Origin of the sequence: Amycolatopsis sp. lyj-84 (genome assembly GCF_046549075.1) — a bacterium.
Classification (GTDB): domain Bacteria; phylum Actinomycetota; class Actinomycetes; order Mycobacteriales; family Pseudonocardiaceae; genus Amycolatopsis.
Genome location: NZ_JAJPWO010000011.1, coordinates 304,080 through 320,784, shown reverse-complemented (window position 1 = coordinate 320,784; position 16,705 = coordinate 304,080). Strand labels below are relative to the sequence as shown.

At 68.2% G+C, this 16,705-nt stretch carries 15 protein-coding genes; 9 read left to right on the top strand and 6 right to left on the bottom strand.

The window, feature by feature from the left end:
- The first annotated feature begins 31 nt into the window (after positions 1–31).
- The 8 genes from ACLJRM_RS31025 to ACLJRM_RS30990 are packed head-to-tail and all read left to right on the top strand — an operon-like array spanning position 32 to position 9,343.
- Complete coding sequence (locus tag ACLJRM_RS31025) at positions 32–1,627, top strand: N-acyl-D-amino-acid deacylase family protein (RefSeq protein WP_410665066.1); 1,596 nt, start codon at positions 32–34, stop codon at positions 1,625–1,627.
- The gene (locus ACLJRM_RS31020) at positions 1,624–3,012 is read left to right on the top strand and encodes a GntP family permease (protein WP_101608775.1); all 1,389 of its coding nucleotides are present in this window, start codon (positions 1,624–1,626) and stop codon (positions 3,010–3,012) included. Before ACLJRM_RS31025 ends, ACLJRM_RS31020 begins: the two co-directional genes overlap by 4 nt.
- Before the next feature lie 27 nt (positions 3,013–3,039).
- Positions 3,040–4,170: a lactonase family protein gene (locus ACLJRM_RS31015; protein WP_410665065.1), complete on the top strand. Its 1,131-nt coding sequence runs from the start codon at positions 3,040–3,042 to the stop codon at positions 4,168–4,170.
- Positions 4,171–4,182: 12 nt separating this feature from the next.
- Positions 4,183–5,466, top strand: coding sequence for an extracellular solute-binding protein (locus ACLJRM_RS31010; protein WP_410665064.1), 1,284 nt, complete (start codon positions 4,183–4,185; stop codon positions 5,464–5,466).
- Positions 5,467–6,426, top strand: a complete 960-nt coding sequence (locus ACLJRM_RS31005; RefSeq protein WP_101608778.1) for a carbohydrate ABC transporter permease — start codon at positions 5,467–5,469, stop codon at positions 6,424–6,426.
- On the top strand, positions 6,417–7,292 hold the full coding sequence (locus ACLJRM_RS31000) for a carbohydrate ABC transporter permease (RefSeq protein WP_076157078.1): 876 nt from the start codon (positions 6,417–6,419) through the stop codon (positions 7,290–7,292). Before ACLJRM_RS31005 ends, ACLJRM_RS31000 begins: the two co-directional genes overlap by 10 nt.
- A gap of 1 nt (position 7,293) precedes the next feature.
- Positions 7,294–8,700, top strand: a complete 1,407-nt coding sequence (locus ACLJRM_RS30995; RefSeq protein WP_410665063.1) for a beta-N-acetylhexosaminidase — start codon at positions 7,294–7,296, stop codon at positions 8,698–8,700.
- A 58-nt stretch (positions 8,701–8,758) separates the two neighbouring features.
- The gene (locus tag ACLJRM_RS30990; protein WP_410665062.1) at positions 8,759–9,343 is read left to right on the top strand and encodes a hypothetical protein; all 585 of its coding nucleotides are present in this window, start codon (positions 8,759–8,761) and stop codon (positions 9,341–9,343) included.
- Positions 9,344–9,834: 491 nt separating this feature from the next.
- Here ACLJRM_RS30990 and ACLJRM_RS30985 read toward each other — a convergent pair whose 3' ends face one another.
- A complete protein-coding gene (locus ACLJRM_RS30985; protein WP_410665061.1) occupies positions 9,835–10,908 on the bottom strand; it encodes a DUF5005 domain-containing protein in 1,074 nt (357 codons plus the stop codon).
- Between the two features lie 67 nt (positions 10,909–10,975).
- Here ACLJRM_RS30985 and ACLJRM_RS30980 point away from each other — a divergent pair, with 67 nt between their 5' ends.
- The gene (locus tag ACLJRM_RS30980) at positions 10,976–12,229 is read left to right on the top strand and encodes a choice-of-anchor Q domain-containing protein (RefSeq protein WP_410665060.1); all 1,254 of its coding nucleotides are present in this window, start codon (positions 10,976–10,978) and stop codon (positions 12,227–12,229) included.
- A gap of 66 nt (positions 12,230–12,295) precedes the next feature.
- On the opposite strand, the gene ACLJRM_RS30975 is transcribed toward ACLJRM_RS30980, so the two are convergent.
- The 5 genes from ACLJRM_RS30975 to ACLJRM_RS30955 all read right to left on the bottom strand — a co-directional run bounded on the left by ACLJRM_RS30975 (position 12,296) and on the right by ACLJRM_RS30955 (position 16,654).
- Positions 12,296–12,847 carry a snapalysin family zinc-dependent metalloprotease gene (locus ACLJRM_RS30975; RefSeq protein WP_101608784.1) on the bottom strand — a complete coding sequence of 184 codons (552 nt, stop codon included), beginning with the start codon at positions 12,845–12,847 and terminating at the stop codon, positions 12,296–12,298.
- Positions 12,848–13,000: 153 nt separating this feature from the next.
- The gene (locus tag ACLJRM_RS30970) at positions 13,001–13,951 is read right to left on the bottom strand and encodes a zinc-binding dehydrogenase (protein ID WP_410665059.1); all 951 of its coding nucleotides are present in this window, start codon (positions 13,949–13,951) and stop codon (positions 13,001–13,003) included.
- Positions 13,952–13,969: 18 nt separating this feature from the next.
- Positions 13,970–14,335 (bottom strand): MerR family transcriptional regulator, encoded by a 366-nt coding sequence (locus ACLJRM_RS30965; RefSeq protein WP_101613290.1) that lies wholly within the window; start codon positions 14,333–14,335, stop codon positions 13,970–13,972.
- Between the two features lie 37 nt (positions 14,336–14,372).
- On the bottom strand, positions 14,373–15,041 hold the full coding sequence (locus ACLJRM_RS30960; protein ID WP_101608786.1) for a response regulator: 669 nt from the start codon (positions 15,039–15,041) through the stop codon (positions 14,373–14,375).
- On the bottom strand, positions 15,038–16,654 hold the full coding sequence (locus tag ACLJRM_RS30955; RefSeq protein WP_410665058.1) for an ATP-binding protein: 1,617 nt from the start codon (positions 16,652–16,654) through the stop codon (positions 15,038–15,040). The genes ACLJRM_RS30960 and ACLJRM_RS30955 overlap by 4 nt, the downstream gene beginning before the upstream one ends.
- Between the last annotated feature and the right edge of the window lie 51 nt (positions 16,655–16,705).

The following is a 16,705-nucleotide window of genomic DNA, read 5'->3' as shown; positions in this document are numbered from 1 at the left end:
CGTCCTCCACCGCCGCAGAGGAAGAATCGCCATGGACATCGTTGTCCGCTCCGCACTGGTCGCCGACGGCACCGGGGATCCGCTCACCAGGCACGACGTGGGCATCACCGACGGCCGCATCGCCAGTGTCGCCGAACCGGGCTCGCTCGCGGGCCGCCGCACCATCGACGCCGAAGGACTCGTGCTCGCGCCCGGGTTCATCGACATGCATTCGCACTCGGACCTCCAGCTGCTCGCCAATCCGGATCACCTCGCGAAGCTCTCGCAAGGCGTCACGACCGAGGTCCTCGGACAGGACGGGCTCTCCTACGCGCCCGTGAACGACGACGTCCTCGCGGCGCTGCGCCAGCAGCTCGCCGGGTGGAACGACGACCCCGCCGGATTCGACTGGAACTGGCGCTCGGTCGGCGAGTACCTCGACCGGCTCGACGCCGGGGTCGCGGTCAACGCGGCTTACCTGGTGCCGCAGGGCACCGTCCGCATGCTCACCGTCGGCTGGGAAGACCGGCCCGCGACCGAAGCCGAGATGAACGCGATGAAGGAACTCATCGCGACCGGGCTCGCCGAGGGCGCGATGGGCATGTCGTCCGGGCTCACCTACACGCCGGGCATGTACGCGACCACCGAGGAACTCGTCGAACTGTGCCGGGTCGTCGGCGAGCGCGGCGGTTTCTACAGTCCGCACCACCGCAGCTACGGCAAGGGCGCGCTCGAGGCTTTCGGCGAGATGGTCGACGTCTCCCGCCGCTCGGGCTGCCCGCTGCACCTCGCGCACGCCACGATGAACTTCTCGGTGAACAAGGGCAAGGCTCCCCAGCTGCTGGAACTGCTCGACCAGGCGCTCGACGACGGCTGCGACATCACGCTGGACACCTATCCCTATCTTCCCGGCGCCACCTACCTTTCCGCGCTGCTGCCGAGCTGGTCCACCGAAGGCGGGCTGGACGCGACCCTCGCCCGGCTGTCCGATGTGGACACGCGTGAGCGGATCCGTGCCGAAATCGAGGAGACCGGCTCCGACGGCGCGCACGGCGTGCCGATCGACTGGGAAGCCATCGAGATCAACGGCGTCCGCCGCGACGAGAACTCGCACCTCGTCGGGCATTCCGTCGCCGCTTCGGCGCGGCGGGCCGGGAAACCGGCCGCGGAGCTGTACTTCGACGTCCTGCTCTCGGAGAAGCTCGGCACGTCCTGCCTGATGCACGTCGGGCACGAGGAGAACGTCCAGGCGATCATGCGGCACCGCACGCACACCGGCGGCAGCGACGGGCTCCTCGTCGGCGCCCGGCCGCATCCCCGCGCCTGGGGCACGTTCCCGCGGTACCTCGCGCGCTACGTCCGCGAACTCGGCGTCCTCGACCTCGCCGAATGCGTCTCCCACCTCACCGGCCGCGCGGCGGAACGCCTGCGGCTGACCGACCGGGGTCTCGTCCGCGCGGGGTACGCGGCGGATCTCGTGCTGTTCGACCCGGAAACCGTCGCCGACACCGCCACGTTCGACGAGCCGCGGCAGCAGGCCGCCGGTATCCCCTATGTCTTCGTCAACGGTGTCGCCGCCATCGACGATGGTCAACCGACCGGCGCCCTCGCCGGCCATTCACTGCGGAATCCCGGGAGTGCCCGATGATCGATTGGCTCCAACATTCGACGGGAGGTCTCCTGACCCTCGCCGCCGTCTCGATCGCGGTCTTGCTGTTCCTCATCATCAAGGTCAAGCTCGAGCCCTTCATCGCGCTGATCGTGGTCGGCCTGCTGACCGCGCTGGCCGCGGGCCTGCCGGTCGGGCAGATCGTCGGCTCCGCGCAGAAGGCGTCGGATTCCCTGCTGGAAAAGGGTTTCGGCGGGATCCTCGGGCATATCGCCGCGATCATCGGACTCGGCACGATCCTCGGGTCCATTTTGGAGCGTTCCGGTGGCGCGAAGGTGCTCACCGGCGCGCTGCTGCGGGCCATCGGTGAGAAGCGTGCTCCGCTCGCGATGGGCCTGGCGGGCTTCGTCTTCGGTATCCCGGTCTTCTTCGACATCGGCATCTTCGTACTGGCACCGCTGGTCTACGTCGCCGCCAAACAGGGCGGCCGTTCGCTGGTGCTGTACGCGTTGCCCCTGCTCGCCGGTCTTTCCATCACGCACGCGTTCCTTCCGCCGCACCCCGGCCCGGTGGCCGCGGCAGGCCTGCTGCATGTGGAACTCGGCTGGATCATCCTGATGGGCCTGGTCTGCGGTATCCCGGCGTTCCTGGTCGGCGGCGTCGCCTACTCGACCTGGATCGGCAAGCGCATCGACGTGCCGGTTCCCGAGGAATTCCTGGTCGCGGAAGACGAAGGCGAGAAGGAGGAGAACCCGCCGTCGCTCAAGCTGGTGGCGGCGATCATCGCGGTCCCGCTGGTGCTGATCCTCGCCGGGACCTTCGGCAGCATCTGGCTCCCGAAGAACTCCGCTCCGGCCGGTGTCGCCGCGTTCATCGGCACCCCCGCGGTCGCGCTGACGATCTCGGTGCTGCTCGCGTCCTGGCTGCTGGGCCTGCGCCGCGGCTTGACGGGCAAGGACTTGAGCGAGCTTTCGGCGAAGTCGCTCCGCCCGGTCGCGATGATCCTGCTGGTGGTCGGCGCGGGCGCGTTCTTCGGTGCCGTGCTGTCCGCGACCGGGATCGGCAAGGCCGTCGCGGGATCGCTCGACAACGCCGGTCTCCCGGTCATCCTGGCGGCCTACGTGATCAGCTGCGGCATGCGGATCGCGCAGGGTTCGGCGACGGTCGCGATCGTGACCACGAGCGGCATCGTCGCGCCGACGGTGGCGACGCTGGGCTACTCGCAGATCCAGCTCGCGCTGCTGGTCGTGGCGATTTCGGCCGGTTCGATCATCGCCTCGCACGTGAACGACGGCGGGTTCTGGATCATCTCGCGGTACTTCAACATGACCGTGCCGCAGACGCTGAAAACCTGGACCGTCCTGGAAACCGTCCTTTCCGTTTCCGGTTTCGGCGTGGCAGCATTGCTCATGGCAGTGGTTTAAACCACCTGAAAGCTGGGAGAGATCACGATGACCGGACTCGATCGACGCACCTTCCTCGGCGCCGTCGGAGCAGCTGGACTCACCACCGTTCTCGGTTCCCACCTCGCGAACGCTTCCGAACAGACCTGCGGACCGAAGGGAACCGGGGCCATCTACGTCAGCAGCTATACCAGTTCCGGGCACGGGCTCGATGTCGCTCACCGGGACGCGGCGACCAACGCGCTGGTCGTCGACCGGACGATCCCGGGGATCAGCAACGCCTCCTGGTTCGACATCAGCGCGGACCGCAAGACGCTCTACGTGACCAACGAGGACGAGAACGGTCAGATCTCCGCGCTGAGCCTGGCCGATCCGGCGAAACCCAATCTGCTCAACAAGAAATCCACCAAGGGTCAGCACCCCACGCATCTGAGTGTCCACTCGAGCCAGAAGTACGTGCTGGCCGCGAACTACAGCAGCGGCAGCGTCGTCGTCCTCCCGATCCTCGCGGGCGGGAAACTCGGCGACGTCGTCGATCTGGCCCAGCACAAGGGCGCCGAGCGGGCCGCGCACGCGCACCAGGTCGTCAACGACCCCACCGGCAAGTGGGTGCTCTCGGTCGACCTCGGCGCGGACTCGGTCTACGTCTACAAACTCGACGTCACCACCGGAAAACTGAAGCTGAACCAGCAGTTGAAGCTCCCGTCGGGCGCCGGGCCCCGGCACCTCGCGTTCCACGGAGGCGGCAAGTACGCCTACATCCTCGGCGAGCTGCGTGCCGAAGTGACCGTCGCGGCGTGGAACCCGGCCACCGGGAAACTGACCGCCGGGCAGGTCGTCGCGGCCGTTCCGGCGGGCACGCCCGGCGCGCAGTACCCGGGCGAGATCACCACGTCCAAGGACGGCAGGTTCGTCTACGCGTCCGTGCGCGGTTCGGACACGATCGCGTCGTTCGGTGTCGGCGAAGACGGGAAGTCCTTGAAACTGCTGGGCAACGCGCCCGTCGGTGGCGTCTACCCGCGCCACCTCACCCTGGATCCGACCGAAAGCTGGTTCTACGTCTCCAGCGACAAGTCCGGCACGCTCAGCTGGCTGCCGCGCGATCCCGCCACCGGTCTCCCGGGGGCCGTCGCCGGGAAACTGGCGCTCCCCCAGGTCAATTCCGTCTTATTCGGCTAAGGAGAAAATCCCATGAGAACTCGCGTCCTCATCGCGGGCCTCGCGGCGCTCGGCCTCGTCGCGGGCTGTGCGCCTGCCCAGAACACACCGGCCGCGAGCGGCGGTGACGAAAAGACCGGCACGGTCCGGGTCTGGCTGTTCGACGAAGCCAACCGCGCCCCCAAGGAGGCCGCGGTCAAGGAGGCCATCGCCGAGTTCAAGGCGGCGCACTCGGGCGTCGAGGTCGACGTCCAGTGGATCCCGGTGGAAGGCCGCGCGGACAAGTTCTCCGGCGCCTTCAACGACCCGGCGAGCGCGCCGGACGTCGCCGAGTTCGGCAACACCGATGTCTCCAGCTACGCCGCCACCGGCGCACTGGCCGACCTGACCGGCGATCTCTCGTCGTGGCAGGAAGGCGCCGACATCCTGCCCGCGGTCCTGGAGACGGCGAAGTCCGGCGGCAAGACCTACGGCCTGCCGTGGTTCACCGGTATCCGCGCGTTGTACTACCGCACGGACCTCTTCGCCGAACTCGGCCTCAAGCCGCCCACGACGCTGGCGGAACTGACCGAGACCGCGAAGACCATCCGCGCCAAGAAGCCCGAGCTGTACGGCATCTCCGTCGGTGGCAAGTACACCTACGCGATGCTGCCGTTCCTGTGGGCGCACGGTGGCGAGATCGCCAAGCAGGACGGCGACAAGTGGAAGTCCACTGTGGACTCGGAGCAGGCGAAGGCCGGAGTCGCGGCGTACGCGAACCTGCTGAAGGCGGACATCTGCCCGCCCGAGCAGTGCGCCAACCTCACCGGCACGCAGAGCATCACGGCGTTCGCGGGCGGCAAGGCGGGCATGTCGATCGGTGGTGACTTCAACCGCAAGGCCGTCGAAGCCGGTCAGGTGAAGGGGAAGTACGCGATCATCCCGATCCCGGGCACCGAGGCGGGCAAGGTCGCCCCGGCGTTCGCGGGCGGCAACCTGCTCGGCGTGTTCAACGCGACCAAGCGCAAGAGCCTCGCGGTCGAGTTCACCGAACTGCTCGGTGGCGCCAAGTACCAGGAGAAGATGTACATCGCCATGGGCAACCTGCCCACGCTCGGCAGTGTCCAGCAGAAGGTGGCCGCGAGCGACCCGTCGGTGAAGCCGTTCGTCGACACGCTCACCGCGGGCACGAAGTTCGTCCCCGCCACCGCGGCGTGGTCGAAGATCGACGCGCAGAACGTGCTGCCGACCGCGATCCAGCAGATCGCGACCGGCGGCAAGGACCCCGCGGCCGCACTCGCCACCGCGGCCGCCGAGATGAACAAGGCGTTCGGCTAAGTGGTCACCAAGGACATCCCCCGCACCACGGCTCCGGCCGTCCCGGCACGGCGGTCCCCCCGCCGTCGCCGGGACGGGCGGGCCGCCCTGCTCTACCTGGCTCCCGGCGGCATCCTGCTGCTGGCCATGCTGGTGTACCCGATCTACCAGCTCGTCCTGATCTCGTTCTACGACTACGGCCAGCCGCAGGCCGTCGGGAACGCGCCGCTGGAGTTCCTCGGCTTCCGGAACTACACCGACCTGCTGGAGAACGTGCAGTTCTGGGAGGTGCTGGCCAAGACCCTCGGCTTCACCGCGGTCTGTGTCGTCGGCAGTCTCGCGCTCGGGACGGGGCTGGCCGTACTGGCCACCCGGGTCCGCTCGTGGGCGCGGGTCCCGTTGTTCCTGGCGGCACTGGCCGCCTGGGCGACGCCGGCGATGGCGGGCTCGTACGTCTGGCTGTTCCTGTTCGACGCGGACTTCGGCCTGGTCAACGAGGTGCTCTCGGGCCTCGGGTTCACCGGCATGGCGAACCACTCGTGGACCTTCGACACCTACAGCACGTTCGGGCTGGTGGCCGCCGAGGTCATCTGGTGCTCGTTCCCGTTCGTCATGGTGACGATGTACGCGGGGCTCAAGGGCGTGCCGGAGGAGGTCATCGAGGCCGCGTATCTCGACGGCGCGTCGACCTGGCGCACCACGTGGTCGATCACGCTGCCGATGGTGCGGCCGCTGCTGACCATCGCCACCATCCAGTCGATCATCTGGGACTTCAAGATCTTCACCCAGATCTACGTGATGACCAACGGCGGCGGCGTGGCCGGGCGCAACCTCGTGCTCAACGTCTTCGCCTATCAACAGGCCTTCGCCGGACAGGAATACGGTCTCGGCGCGGCGCTCGGAGTCGTGATGACCTTGCTGCTGCTGTCCATCACCGGGCTGTACGTCCGGTCGCAACGCCGGAGCGCGGGATGGGTGTGACGACTGCGCCGAAGACCCGCCGGGTCAAGAAGCCCGGCAGGCTGATCGCCGAGATCATCTGCGTGGTGATCGCCGGGATGGTCGCGTTCCCGGTGTACTGGATGGTGCTTTCGGCGTTCAAGCCGACCGGGCAGATCCAGGCGGAGAACCCGCGGCCGTGGACCCTCACGCCGACCCTCGAGCACTTCGAGCGGGTGCTCAGCGGCGAGGGATTCGCACTGTTCTTCCTGAACAGCGTGATCGTCGCCGTCGTGGTGGTGGCGCTGTCGCTCCTGCTGTCGTTCCTTTCGGCGGTGGCACTGACCCGGTTCAACTTCAAGGGCAAGACCGTCCTGCTGGTGATGGTGCTGGTGGCACAGATGGTGCCGGTCGAGGCGCTGACCATTCCGCTGTTCTTCCTGATGCGGTCGGTCGGCGACGTCGCGCCGGCGTTCGGCACCAACCACCTCGGCTCGCTGATCCTGGTGCACCTGGCGTTCAGCCTGCCGTTCGCGATCTGGATGCTGCGCGGTTTCGTCGCCGCGGTGCCGCAGGAGCTGGAAGAGGCGTCGAAGATCGACGGGGCGAGCCGGATGCGGTTCACCTGGCAGATCCTCTTCCCGCTGGTGGCGCCGGGACTGGTGGCGATCAGTGTGCTGGCCTTCATCCACGCCTGGAACGACTTCCTGTTCGCCAAGACGTTCATCATCTCCAACACCGAGAACCAGACGCTCCCGCTGGCGATCCTCGTGTTCTTCAAACCGGAGGACACCGACTGGGGCGCGGTGATGGCGGGCTCGACCCTGATGACCATCCCGGTGCTGGTGTTCTTCATTCTCGTGCAACGACGACTCGTGTCCGTCATGGGCGGCGCGGTGAAGGGCTGACATGCCTGGCTTCGAAACTCTGCTCCCCCGTCCCGTCTCGGTGGAACCGCTGCCCGGCCGGTGTTCCGTACCGTCCGAAGTGGACGTCCGCACCGACGCCGGGCTGCCAGCCGAGGGCTACCGGCTGGAGATCGACCCGTCCGGCGTGACCCTGCACGCGGCCGACGCGGCGGGCGAGTTCTACGGTCGCCAGACGCTCCGGCAGCTGATCGGGCCGGACGCGTTCCGTGCCGCGTCCATCCACAGTGGACAGGCCACGATCCCCTGCGGAGTGGTGACCGACCACCCGCGCTTCGGCTGGCGTGGCTGTTTACTCGATGTGGCAAGGCATTTCCGGACCAAGGCCGAGGTGCTGCGGTTCATCGACCTGCTCGCGGTGCACAAGCTCAACGTGCTCAACCTGCACCTGACCGACGACCAGGGCTGGCGGATCGAGGTCCCCGAGTTCCCGAAGCTGACCGAGGTCGGCGGCTGGCGGAAGTCGTCCATGGTGGGGCGGCACGACGGGCCGGAACGGGATGGACGCCCGCACGGCGGGTTCTACTCGACGGATGATCTCCGGGAGATCGTCGCGTACGCCGCCTCGCGCTCGGTGACCGTGGTCCCGGAAGTCGACATCCCCGGACACGCGCGGGCCGCCATCGCCGCCTATCCCGAACTCGGCCCGGAAACCGCCGAACCGTGGGAGGTCTGGACGAGCTGGGGCATCAGCACGTCCCTGCTGAACACCGAGAAGTCCACTCATGCCTTCTTCAAGGGCGTCTTCGACCACGTGCTGGAGATCTTCCCGTCGGAGGTCATCGCGCTCGGCGGCGACGAAGTACCCGGCGCGACCGAGGAACACGGCCGGTTCGTCCGCGAGATCGCCCGGCACCTGGTCGAACGAGGACGTCGTCCGCTCGGCTGGGACGAGGTGCTCGAAGCGGGTGACCTGCCGCCGATGGTCATCGGCTCGTGGCAGAGCGAGGCGGCCGGTGCCCGTGCCGCCGCGGCCGGTCACGACGTCGTCATGTGCCCCGAGGACCACGTGTACCTGGACCACCGCCAGTCGGATCACCCCGACGAACCGATCCCCGTCGGTTACCTGCGGACGCTGGAGGACATCTACGGCTACGAGCCGGTGCCCGCCGACTTCCCCGCCGACCGGACGATTCTCGGTACCCAGGCGCAGGTGTGGGCCGAGCACCTGGACACCGCGCGCCGCGTCGACTACGTCGCTTTCCCCCGGCTGAGTGCTTTCGCCGAGGTGGCGTGGAGCAGTCCGGAGGGCCGGGACTACGCGGAGTTCCTGCCGCGCCTGCGGGACCACCACCTGCCCCGGCTCGACGCGCTGGGCGTCGAATACCGGCCACTGGAGGGCCCGCATCCCTGGCAGACCCGTCCTGGCGTGCCCGGGCGACCGCGCTAGGAGTACGTGATGGCCCCTTCCTTGCTCCCCGGGCGAGGCAGGGGGCCATCATGGGTTGATGAGTGATCAGTCCGAGCGGTGGGTCGACGCCACCCAGCTTCCTGAAGAACTCGTGGCGCTCATCGACACCCTCCGCCCCGGCGAAGAGCTGCCCATCACCCGTAACGGCGAGACGATCGGGACGATTTCCGGCTCCTTTCCCGAAGAGCGGTTCGCTACCGCGGACTCCGACGACGTCACGGTCGTGGCCACCGCCATGAAGCTGTCGGCCTCGGCACGGGACTCGTTGTCCGAGCGGCTCGGCCCCGGTTATCTCGTGCTGGACCTGCACTCGGCGCCCCCGAGCGTCGACGTCCTGCTGGTACCGCCGGTCAGCCCGCAGCTGATCGCGAACTTCCGTGCGCTGTACCCGAAGGCCAGGGTGGTGATCACGGAGATCGAGGACGCCGAGCTGGGGGTCAAGTACGAGGGGCCGGTGCGCCGCCTTCTCGACGCCGGTGCCGAGGCATACCTGCCGTCGAGCACTATCCCGCGTCTGGCGGAGCAACTGGACCGCACGGTGACCCGGCTGAATCAGCTCACCGACGGCGCTTCGCTCCCCTTGACCATCGAAGCGCCGCGGGACGACCGCGTTCTCGACTGAGCGCTTGGTGGGGCTCGTGAGCGGTAAGGACGGATATTGAGAGGTAAGTCAAAGGTGGCGGGCTAGAGCCTCTGTGATGAAGGAACCCTTCGCTGGCTTCAAGGTCGAGAGGTGACCTTCGCGGCATGGTTCTGGACTGGCCCGCGGGCGCCAGCCGTTCCCTGAGCGTCCACAAGGGACACCTCCCGGTGGCTGAATGCCCAATTGATGGCTAGATGTGCGTTTTTCGAGAGGGTCGTGAGTGACAAAGAGGGTTAGAACCCGCATTGCCACTCACGACCCCGCCCATAAAGGGTACATATGGTTATCAATCGGACATTCAGCCGCTAGAGAGTGTCCTGTGTGGACAGTCAGGGTGTGGCCGGTACAGATCCGCGATGCTGAAGGCTCCCTTCACCGCATCGGACGCGGCGAAGGGAGCCTTCAGTCCGGCACGACCCGCCCGCGAACACGACACGTTTGCCCTTCCCCTCAAGAACCATCCTTACCACTCACGATCTCCCCAGAACGGGTAGCCAGTCCACCTCCACGAACCGCGGCCGGTAGATCCGCGCGTCCGCGAAGTTGTCGCGGTGGTCGAGGGAGTTCACGTTGTACGACACCGTGAGCTTCCCCGGACGGCTCAGCTGCGGATGTGCCGTCGCGTCGTAGACGATCCGCCGCTCATTCGCTTCGGGTGCCCGGTGGAGGACGACCGGAGCACCGAACGGGCCGGTCGGCGAACTCGCGGTGTAGGCGAGCATCACCGGGCTGAAGCCGGGGCTGGTGTCCATGGTGATCAGCACGTACTCGGCACCGATCCGGATCACCGAGAACGCCGTCCCGACCCCGGCCAGCATCCGGATCCCGTCCTCTTCGCGGGACGACCAGCCGGCGCCGGTCCAGAACTGCCATGGTCCTCGAAGACCCCCGATGGGCACCCGGGCGAGCCTGAGGTGTCCCTGTTCGGAGCCGTAGACGTAGGTGTGGCCGCCGTCTTCGAGCAGTTCCGATCCCCACGCGACCCGATCGCTCACCGGGATCACCAGCACCTCGGACGGCGTCAGCGCGGGCAACCGGAAGGTGACCAGCGAGGTCCCCGTGCTCCGGAAGTCGAGTCCGCCGGGTCCCGTCGTCTTGTACCGGTTGTAGAGCACCCGCAGGACATCGCCTTCGACAGCGCCATCTCCGACCCAGCAATGCTCGTCCGAGCCCGGGAGCCCGATCAGGGGCTCCGGGTCGTCGGCGGTGCCGCCGTGCAGCGTCTCCCCCAGCGTGCCGTCGGATCGCTGGACGACCAGGGTGTTGCGGGCGAGCGGGCTGTCCGGCGGGCGGCTGTGGTCCGGGTTCACCCTGCCCAGGAACGTGTCCGAGAACAGCCACGCGGTGCGGCCGTCCGGCAGCGGGACCGAAACCGTGCGATCTCCGCCGGTCCAGTGCCCGCCCTGATCGCCGTAGCTGTTCCAGAGTTCGTTCAGTCCTGCGGCGGGAACCACGGGCCGCGGCGCGGGCGCGACGCCGCTGCTCGCGACAACGGCGCTGAGCAGCAACGCGGCCACTACGAGGATCCGCGACGGCCTGCGCATCGGATCATGCTAGAGCCGACGGCGTCTTTGTACGACCCTTGTGCGACGGGTGGTTACGGTCTGCGGGATGTCCTGGAAACTGCTTTCCGTCAGCGTGCTCGCCGCCCTCGCGTGCACCGGATTCACCACGGCCGAAGCCGCTTCGAAGACCTACTACGTCGATCAGCTCTCCGGCAGTGACACCGCGAGCGGCACTTCGCAGCAGACCGCTTGGAAGTCACTGGCGAAGGTCTCCGCGACCACGCTGGCACCCGGCGACACCGTGCTGCTGAAGCGAGGCGGTAACTGGCCCAGTGGCCTCACCGTGAAGGGTTCCGGCGTCACCGTCGGGGCGTACGGCACCGGCGCCCGTCCGATCGTCAAGGGCGAAACCGAAGCGTGCGTCGACCTGCCCGGCAACGACAACGTGGTGCGGGACCTCCAGATCGGCGTCGCGGCCGACGCGGGCCGCTGCTCGTGGGCCGGGGTGAAGGTCTCCGGCGACCGCAACAAGGTGCTGTCGAACCTCATCACCGGCGCCGGCGCGGGCGTCTACATCGCGCCGTCGGCCGACCACACCGAAGTCACGCAGAACGACCTCGTCGACAACAACCACATGACCGTCGTGACGCCCGGCGGCAACGACGACTCCGGCGCGTTCGCCGTGCTGGTCCAAGGCAACGACTCCGACATCGGCTGGAACCGGATCAGCGGCTCGATCGCGAAGTCCGACGACTTCGGCGGTCTCGACGGCGCCGCTGTCGAGATCTTCTACGGCTCCCGCAACGTCATCCATCACAACGTCTCCGAGGACAACGAGACCTTCACCGAACTCGGCACCGACGCGAAGGACCCCGACGGCGTCTCGACCGGCAACGTCTTCGAGTACAACGCGATCTTCGGCGCCAAGACACGCGGCGGCATCATCACGCGCGGCGCGGAGGACGGCAACGGGCCGGTGCTGGGGACGGTGTTCCGCAACAACTCGCTCAGGCTCTCGAACGCCGAGTCGGAGGGTTTCGTCTGCTACGGCGGCTGCACGAACCAGGTGCTGAAGATGACGCAGAACGTCGTCCAGGCGGCGTACAAGGTCGGCTACGCGGACACGACCTTCACCGCGACCGACCACAACGTCTATTTCGGCGGGCTCCGGCAGTTCACGGCGGGGTCGACGGACAAGGTGGCCGACCCGAAGTTCACGTCGGCGACGAACCTCGCCCTGAAGGCGGGGAGCCCGGCGATCGACCTCGGCACCACGAAGTACGACGACCGTGACGTCGACGGAAACCCCGTCTACGCCGGAGCCCGGGTCGACGCGGGCGCCTACGAGTTCCAGGGCTAGAACGCCGTGAAGGCCTCCTTCCCTACCTTGAGAGTAGGGAAGGAGGCCTTCACGGAGCGCAAAACGTCAGTAGTTGTAGATGCGCTGCATGGTGCCGGCCGACAGCATGCCGTTGGCCCACAGCGAGTTCACCCGGGAGACCTCCTGGGAGTTCGGCTTCGCGTTGGTGCAGGACGGGCCGGGGCCGCCACCGGACATCAGTTCGGAGCACGGACCCTGGTAGTTGTCCGGCAGGCCGAGCGCGTGGCCGGTCTCGTGCGCGGCGATCCGCGTCTGGTCGTACTGCTGGGCCTGCGAGTAGTCGATGAAGATCGTGCCGCGGCCGTGGCCGTCGGTCTGGGCGTACGAACCCCGGGGGTCGTTGCCCTCGGTGTAGCGCAGGGTGGCCCCCGACGAGCTCTCCTGCAGCTTCACGTTGGACACCGAGTTGTTCCAGTTCGCCGCGCCCGCCTGGATGGCGGCACGGAAGCTGGGCGCTCCCGAGGCGTCGTAGTAGACCGTGGTCGCCGCCACGGTCTGCTGAGCAGGCTGGACCGCGGCCGTGGCCTGGCCCGCGGTGACGGGGACGGCGAGCAGCGCCAAGCTCACGGACGCGGAGACGAAGAACTTCCTTGCCATGGACCCACTCCTTGTGAGGACAACGGAATGGTTGGTGAATTTAGGAGGCTCCGCCGCGACTGGGCACCAACTTTCGTCGCGTCAGCCAGCTGGTGATTTACCAACACTTTCGACCTATTGACATGCGCATGTCCGCATACGAAGATGCCGCGTTCAGGGCCGCAGCACGAGCTTGCCGACGGTCGACCGCGCCTCCAGTTCCGCGAGCGCTTTCGGCCCGTCCGCGAGGTCGTACACCGCCGGCTCGCCCGGCGTGCAGACCCCGGCGGCGATGAGAGCGCGCAGCTCGTCCATCGAGTCCGCGAAGATCTCGGGCGCGTGCTCGATCAGGACGCCGAGATGCAGGCCGATGACGTGGATCTGATGCCGGAAGTTCAAGTCCCGGTTGGTGATCGCGACCTCTCCCCCGGCGACGCCGTAGACCACCACCCGCCCGGTGACCCGTTTGGCGGCGGCGAGGCTCGCGGCGAAAGTCGCCCCACCGACCGATTCGAGCACGAGATCCACCTCTCCCGCCGCGACGCCGTAGTCGAGGACGCGGTCGGCGCCCAGCGCCCGCACCAGGTCGTGTTTCCCCGGCGACGCGGTACCGATGACGGTCGCGCCGTAGTGCTTCGCCAATCGGACCGCGGCCTGGCCGACCCCGCCGGCCGCCGCCTGCACCAGCACGGTCTCGCCGGAAGCGAGACGCCCCAGCGGTTTGAGCGCGGCGAGCGCCGTGGCCCAGTTCAGGATCAGCCCGGGAGCCTGCTCGTCCGACCAGCCCTCCGGCACCGGGACCGCACCGGCCGCGGACATGACCATGTACTCGGCGAAGGCGCCGGCGCCCGTCCCGACGACGTGCTCGCCGAGACGCGGCGAAGTCACGTCCTCCCCCAGGCCGACGACCTCACCGGCGGCTTCGAACCCCGCGACGTACGGCGCCGCCGGGCCGCCTTCATAAGTGCCCCGGGTCTGCATGACGTCGGCGAAGTTGACACCGGCGGCGGTGACCTTCACCAGGATCTCGCCTGGTCCCGGGACCGGAACGGGAGCGTCGGCGATCAGGTGGAGATCTTCAGGACCGTTCGCGGAGTCCTGTCGCAGAGCGCGCATCGAAGTCATGTCCGCACGCTAAAACCCTCACGTTTGTGGCAGGGTCAAGTCGCGGAGGTACGCGTCGAGCGCGTCGCGATTGCGGGTCATGAGCGCGATCCGGCGATCGAGCACTTCCCGCTGCCGCGCGACCTCGTCGATCATGTACTCACACGGCACCTTCGGCCGCACTTCGCCGGGATCGTCGAGATACGGCAGGATCTCGCGGATCAGCCTGGTCGGCAATCCGGCGTCGAGCATTCCGCGGATCTGCAGGACGGCCTCGACCGAACCGGGACAGAAGTCGCGGTAGCCGTTGCCTTCGCGACCGGGCCGGATCAGGCCCTCTTCCTCGTAGTAGCGCAGCGCGCGGACGCTGACCCCGGTCTTCCGCGCGAGTTCGCCGATCTTCACCTTGTCCACGGTAGCCACCGGGACGCGGTATAGGTCGTTATACGGTTTTCGGTTTGTACCAGACCTCGGGGCGGCCGACCTGGCCGTAGCGTGGCTCGCGCTGGGCGAGGCCGTTGTCGGCCAGGTATTCGAGGTAGCGCCGCGCGGTGACCCGGGAGGCGCCGATCGCGGTCGCGGCCGCCCCGGCGGACAGGCCGTCCGCGGCCGAGGCGAGGACGTCGGTGATCGCCTCGAGGGTCTGCCCGCTCATCCCCTTCGGCAGCGCCTGCCGTTCGGTGGTGCGCAAGGTGCCGAGCGCACGGTCGATCTCGGCCTGTCCGGTGACCTCGCCCGAAGCGCCGTGGAACTCGGCGTAGCGCTCGAGTTTCTCCCGCAGGGAGGCGAAAGTGAACGGTTTCAGCAGGTATTGCACCACGCCGACCGACACGGCGGCCTTGACCAGCGCCAGGTCACGCGCCGAGGTCACCGCGATGACGTCGATCGGGAGCCCGGCCGCGCGCAGTGACCGGCAGACCGCGAGCCCGTGCGTGTCCGGGAGGTAGAAGTCCAGCAGCACCAGGTCGACAGGCTCGCGTTCGCAGAACCGCAGCGCGTCGCCTCCGGAGTGCACGACGCCGGACACGGAGAAGCCGGGCATTCTCTCGACGTACACCCGGTGCGCGTCGGCGGCGACCGGTTCGTCCTCGACGACCAGCACCTTGATCATCGTGTCGGCTCCTTCGGCGGCGTCTTCGGCGGCAAGCGCACGGTGAACACCGCGCCCTCTTCCCTGCCGACGTCGATGGTCCCACCGTGCCGCCGCACCGCCTGACCCACCAGTGCCAAGCCGAGCCCGTGGCCGTCCTCGGGTTTGGTGGACCAGCCGCGCCGGAAGACGTCCTCGACGTCGTCCACGCCGGGGCCGGTGTCGGCGACCCGCAGCAGCAGTCCCTCGGTGCCGGACCGCACGGTGACCTCGACCCCGGGCCGTCCGCCGCCGCCGGCGTTCCCCGCCGCCGCGTCGATCCCGTTGTCGATCAGGTTGCCGAGGATGGTCACCAGGTCCCGCGGCGGGACGCCGGTGTCCGAATCCTCCATGACGGTGTCGGGCGTGATCGTGAATTCGACCCCGCGTTCGCTCGCCTCCGCCGCCTTGCCCAGCAGCAGCGCCGCGAGCACCGGTTCGGCGACCGCGCCGACCACCCGGTCGGTGAGTTCCTGCGCCAGCGCGAGTTCTTCGGTCGCGAACTCCACGGCCTGTTCGGGTCGGCCGATCTCGACCAGCGAAACGACGGTGTGCAGCCGGTTCGCCGCTTCGTGCGCCTGCGACCGCAAGGCCTCGGCCAGTCCGCGCACCGTGGTCAGTTCGCCGGTCAGCGCCTGGAGTTCCGTGTGATCGCGCAGGATCACGACGGTGCCCATCGCCTCGCCTCGCGACCGCACGGGCGCCGTGCTGACGACCAGCACCCTCGCTTCGGTGAGGTGGAGTTCGTCGGTGCGCTCCTGTCCCGACGTGAACGCCTCGACGAGATCTTCGGGAATGTCCACTGCGGACAGTTCCAGGCCGACCGGATCGCCGTCGACGCCCAGCAGCGCGCGGGCGCCGTCGTTGCACAGCACCACCCGTCCGTCGCCACCGACGAGCAGCAGCCCCTCGCGCATCGAGTGCAGGACGGCTTCGTGGTACTCGAACAGGTTGCTCAGTTCCTCGGGCGCGATCCCCCTGGTCTGCCGCCGGAGCCGGGCGCTGACCAGATAGCTGCCGATCCCGCCGACCACCAGCACCGCCACCGCGACCCCGATCAGCGGCCACAGGCGTTCGCGGAGTTCGGCGTCGATCGCCTCGACGGTGATGCCGACCGAGACCAGCGCGACGACCTGTCCTCCGGTGCCGAGCACCGGGACCACGACGCGTTCGGACGGGCCGAGCGAACCGGAGTAGGTCTCGAGGACCTTGCCGCCGCGTTGCGCCTCGCCGATGTTCCCGATGAACGGCTGTCCGATCAGCTCCGGATTCGGGTGGGTGTGGCGGATCCCGTTCGTGTCCATGATGGTCACGAAATCCACTTCCGTGTCCGCGCGGACACTCTGCGCGAACGGCTGCAGCGTCCGGCTGGGCTCCGATGTGGACAGTGCGGCCAGCACGCCGGGCGCGTCCGCCACCGCTTCGGCTACCGCGGTCACCTTGTCCCGCGCCCGGTCTTCGGTGGCCCGGACGGAATCGAGATAGGCGAAGGTCACCCCCGCCGCGACGAGCACGAAAAGCACCACGAGCTGCAGAATCAGCAGTTGGCGGGCGAGAGAGCCGCGCCTGGTCCGGATCCGCGTCGTCGAGGGCACGAGCCCATACCAGCACACCGGCACACCGCGCGCTCAGTCCGCCCGGCCGGA

Bases quoted from the DNA above. Each gene is read 5' to 3' on its own strand.
- ACLJRM_RS30985 (WP_410665061.1), bottom strand. From the start codon at position 10,908: ATGCGCAGGCCGTCGCGGATCCTCGTAGTGGCCGCGTTGCTGCTCAGC.
- ACLJRM_RS31015 (WP_410665065.1), top strand. From the start codon at position 3,040: ATGACCGGACTCGATCGACGCACCTTCCTCGGCGCCGTCGGAGCAGCT.
- ACLJRM_RS30990 (WP_410665062.1), top strand. From the start codon at position 8,759: ATGAGTGATCAGTCCGAGCGGTGGGTCGACGCCACCCAGCTTCCTGAA.
- ACLJRM_RS30975 (WP_101608784.1), bottom strand. From the start codon at position 12,847: ATGGCAAGGAAGTTCTTCGTCTCCGCGTCCGTGAGCTTGGCGCTGCTC.
- ACLJRM_RS31000 (WP_076157078.1), top strand. From the start codon at position 6,417: ATGGGTGTGACGACTGCGCCGAAGACCCGCCGGGTCAAGAAGCCCGGC.
- ACLJRM_RS31020 (WP_101608775.1), top strand. From the start codon at position 1,624: ATGATCGATTGGCTCCAACATTCGACGGGAGGTCTCCTGACCCTCGCC.
- ACLJRM_RS31010 (WP_410665064.1), top strand. From the start codon at position 4,183: ATGAGAACTCGCGTCCTCATCGCGGGCCTCGCGGCGCTCGGCCTCGTC.
- ACLJRM_RS30960 (WP_101608786.1), bottom strand. From the start codon at position 15,041: ATGATCAAGGTGCTGGTCGTCGAGGACGAACCGGTCGCCGCCGACGCG.
- ACLJRM_RS30995 (WP_410665063.1), top strand. From the start codon at position 7,294: ATGCCTGGCTTCGAAACTCTGCTCCCCCGTCCCGTCTCGGTGGAACCG.
- ACLJRM_RS31025 (WP_410665066.1), top strand. From the start codon at position 32: ATGGACATCGTTGTCCGCTCCGCACTGGTCGCCGACGGCACCGGGGAT.
- ACLJRM_RS30970 (WP_410665059.1), bottom strand. From the start codon at position 13,951: ATGACTTCGATGCGCGCTCTGCGACAGGACTCCGCGAACGGTCCTGAA.
- ACLJRM_RS30980 (WP_410665060.1), top strand. From the start codon at position 10,976: ATGTCCTGGAAACTGCTTTCCGTCAGCGTGCTCGCCGCCCTCGCGTGC.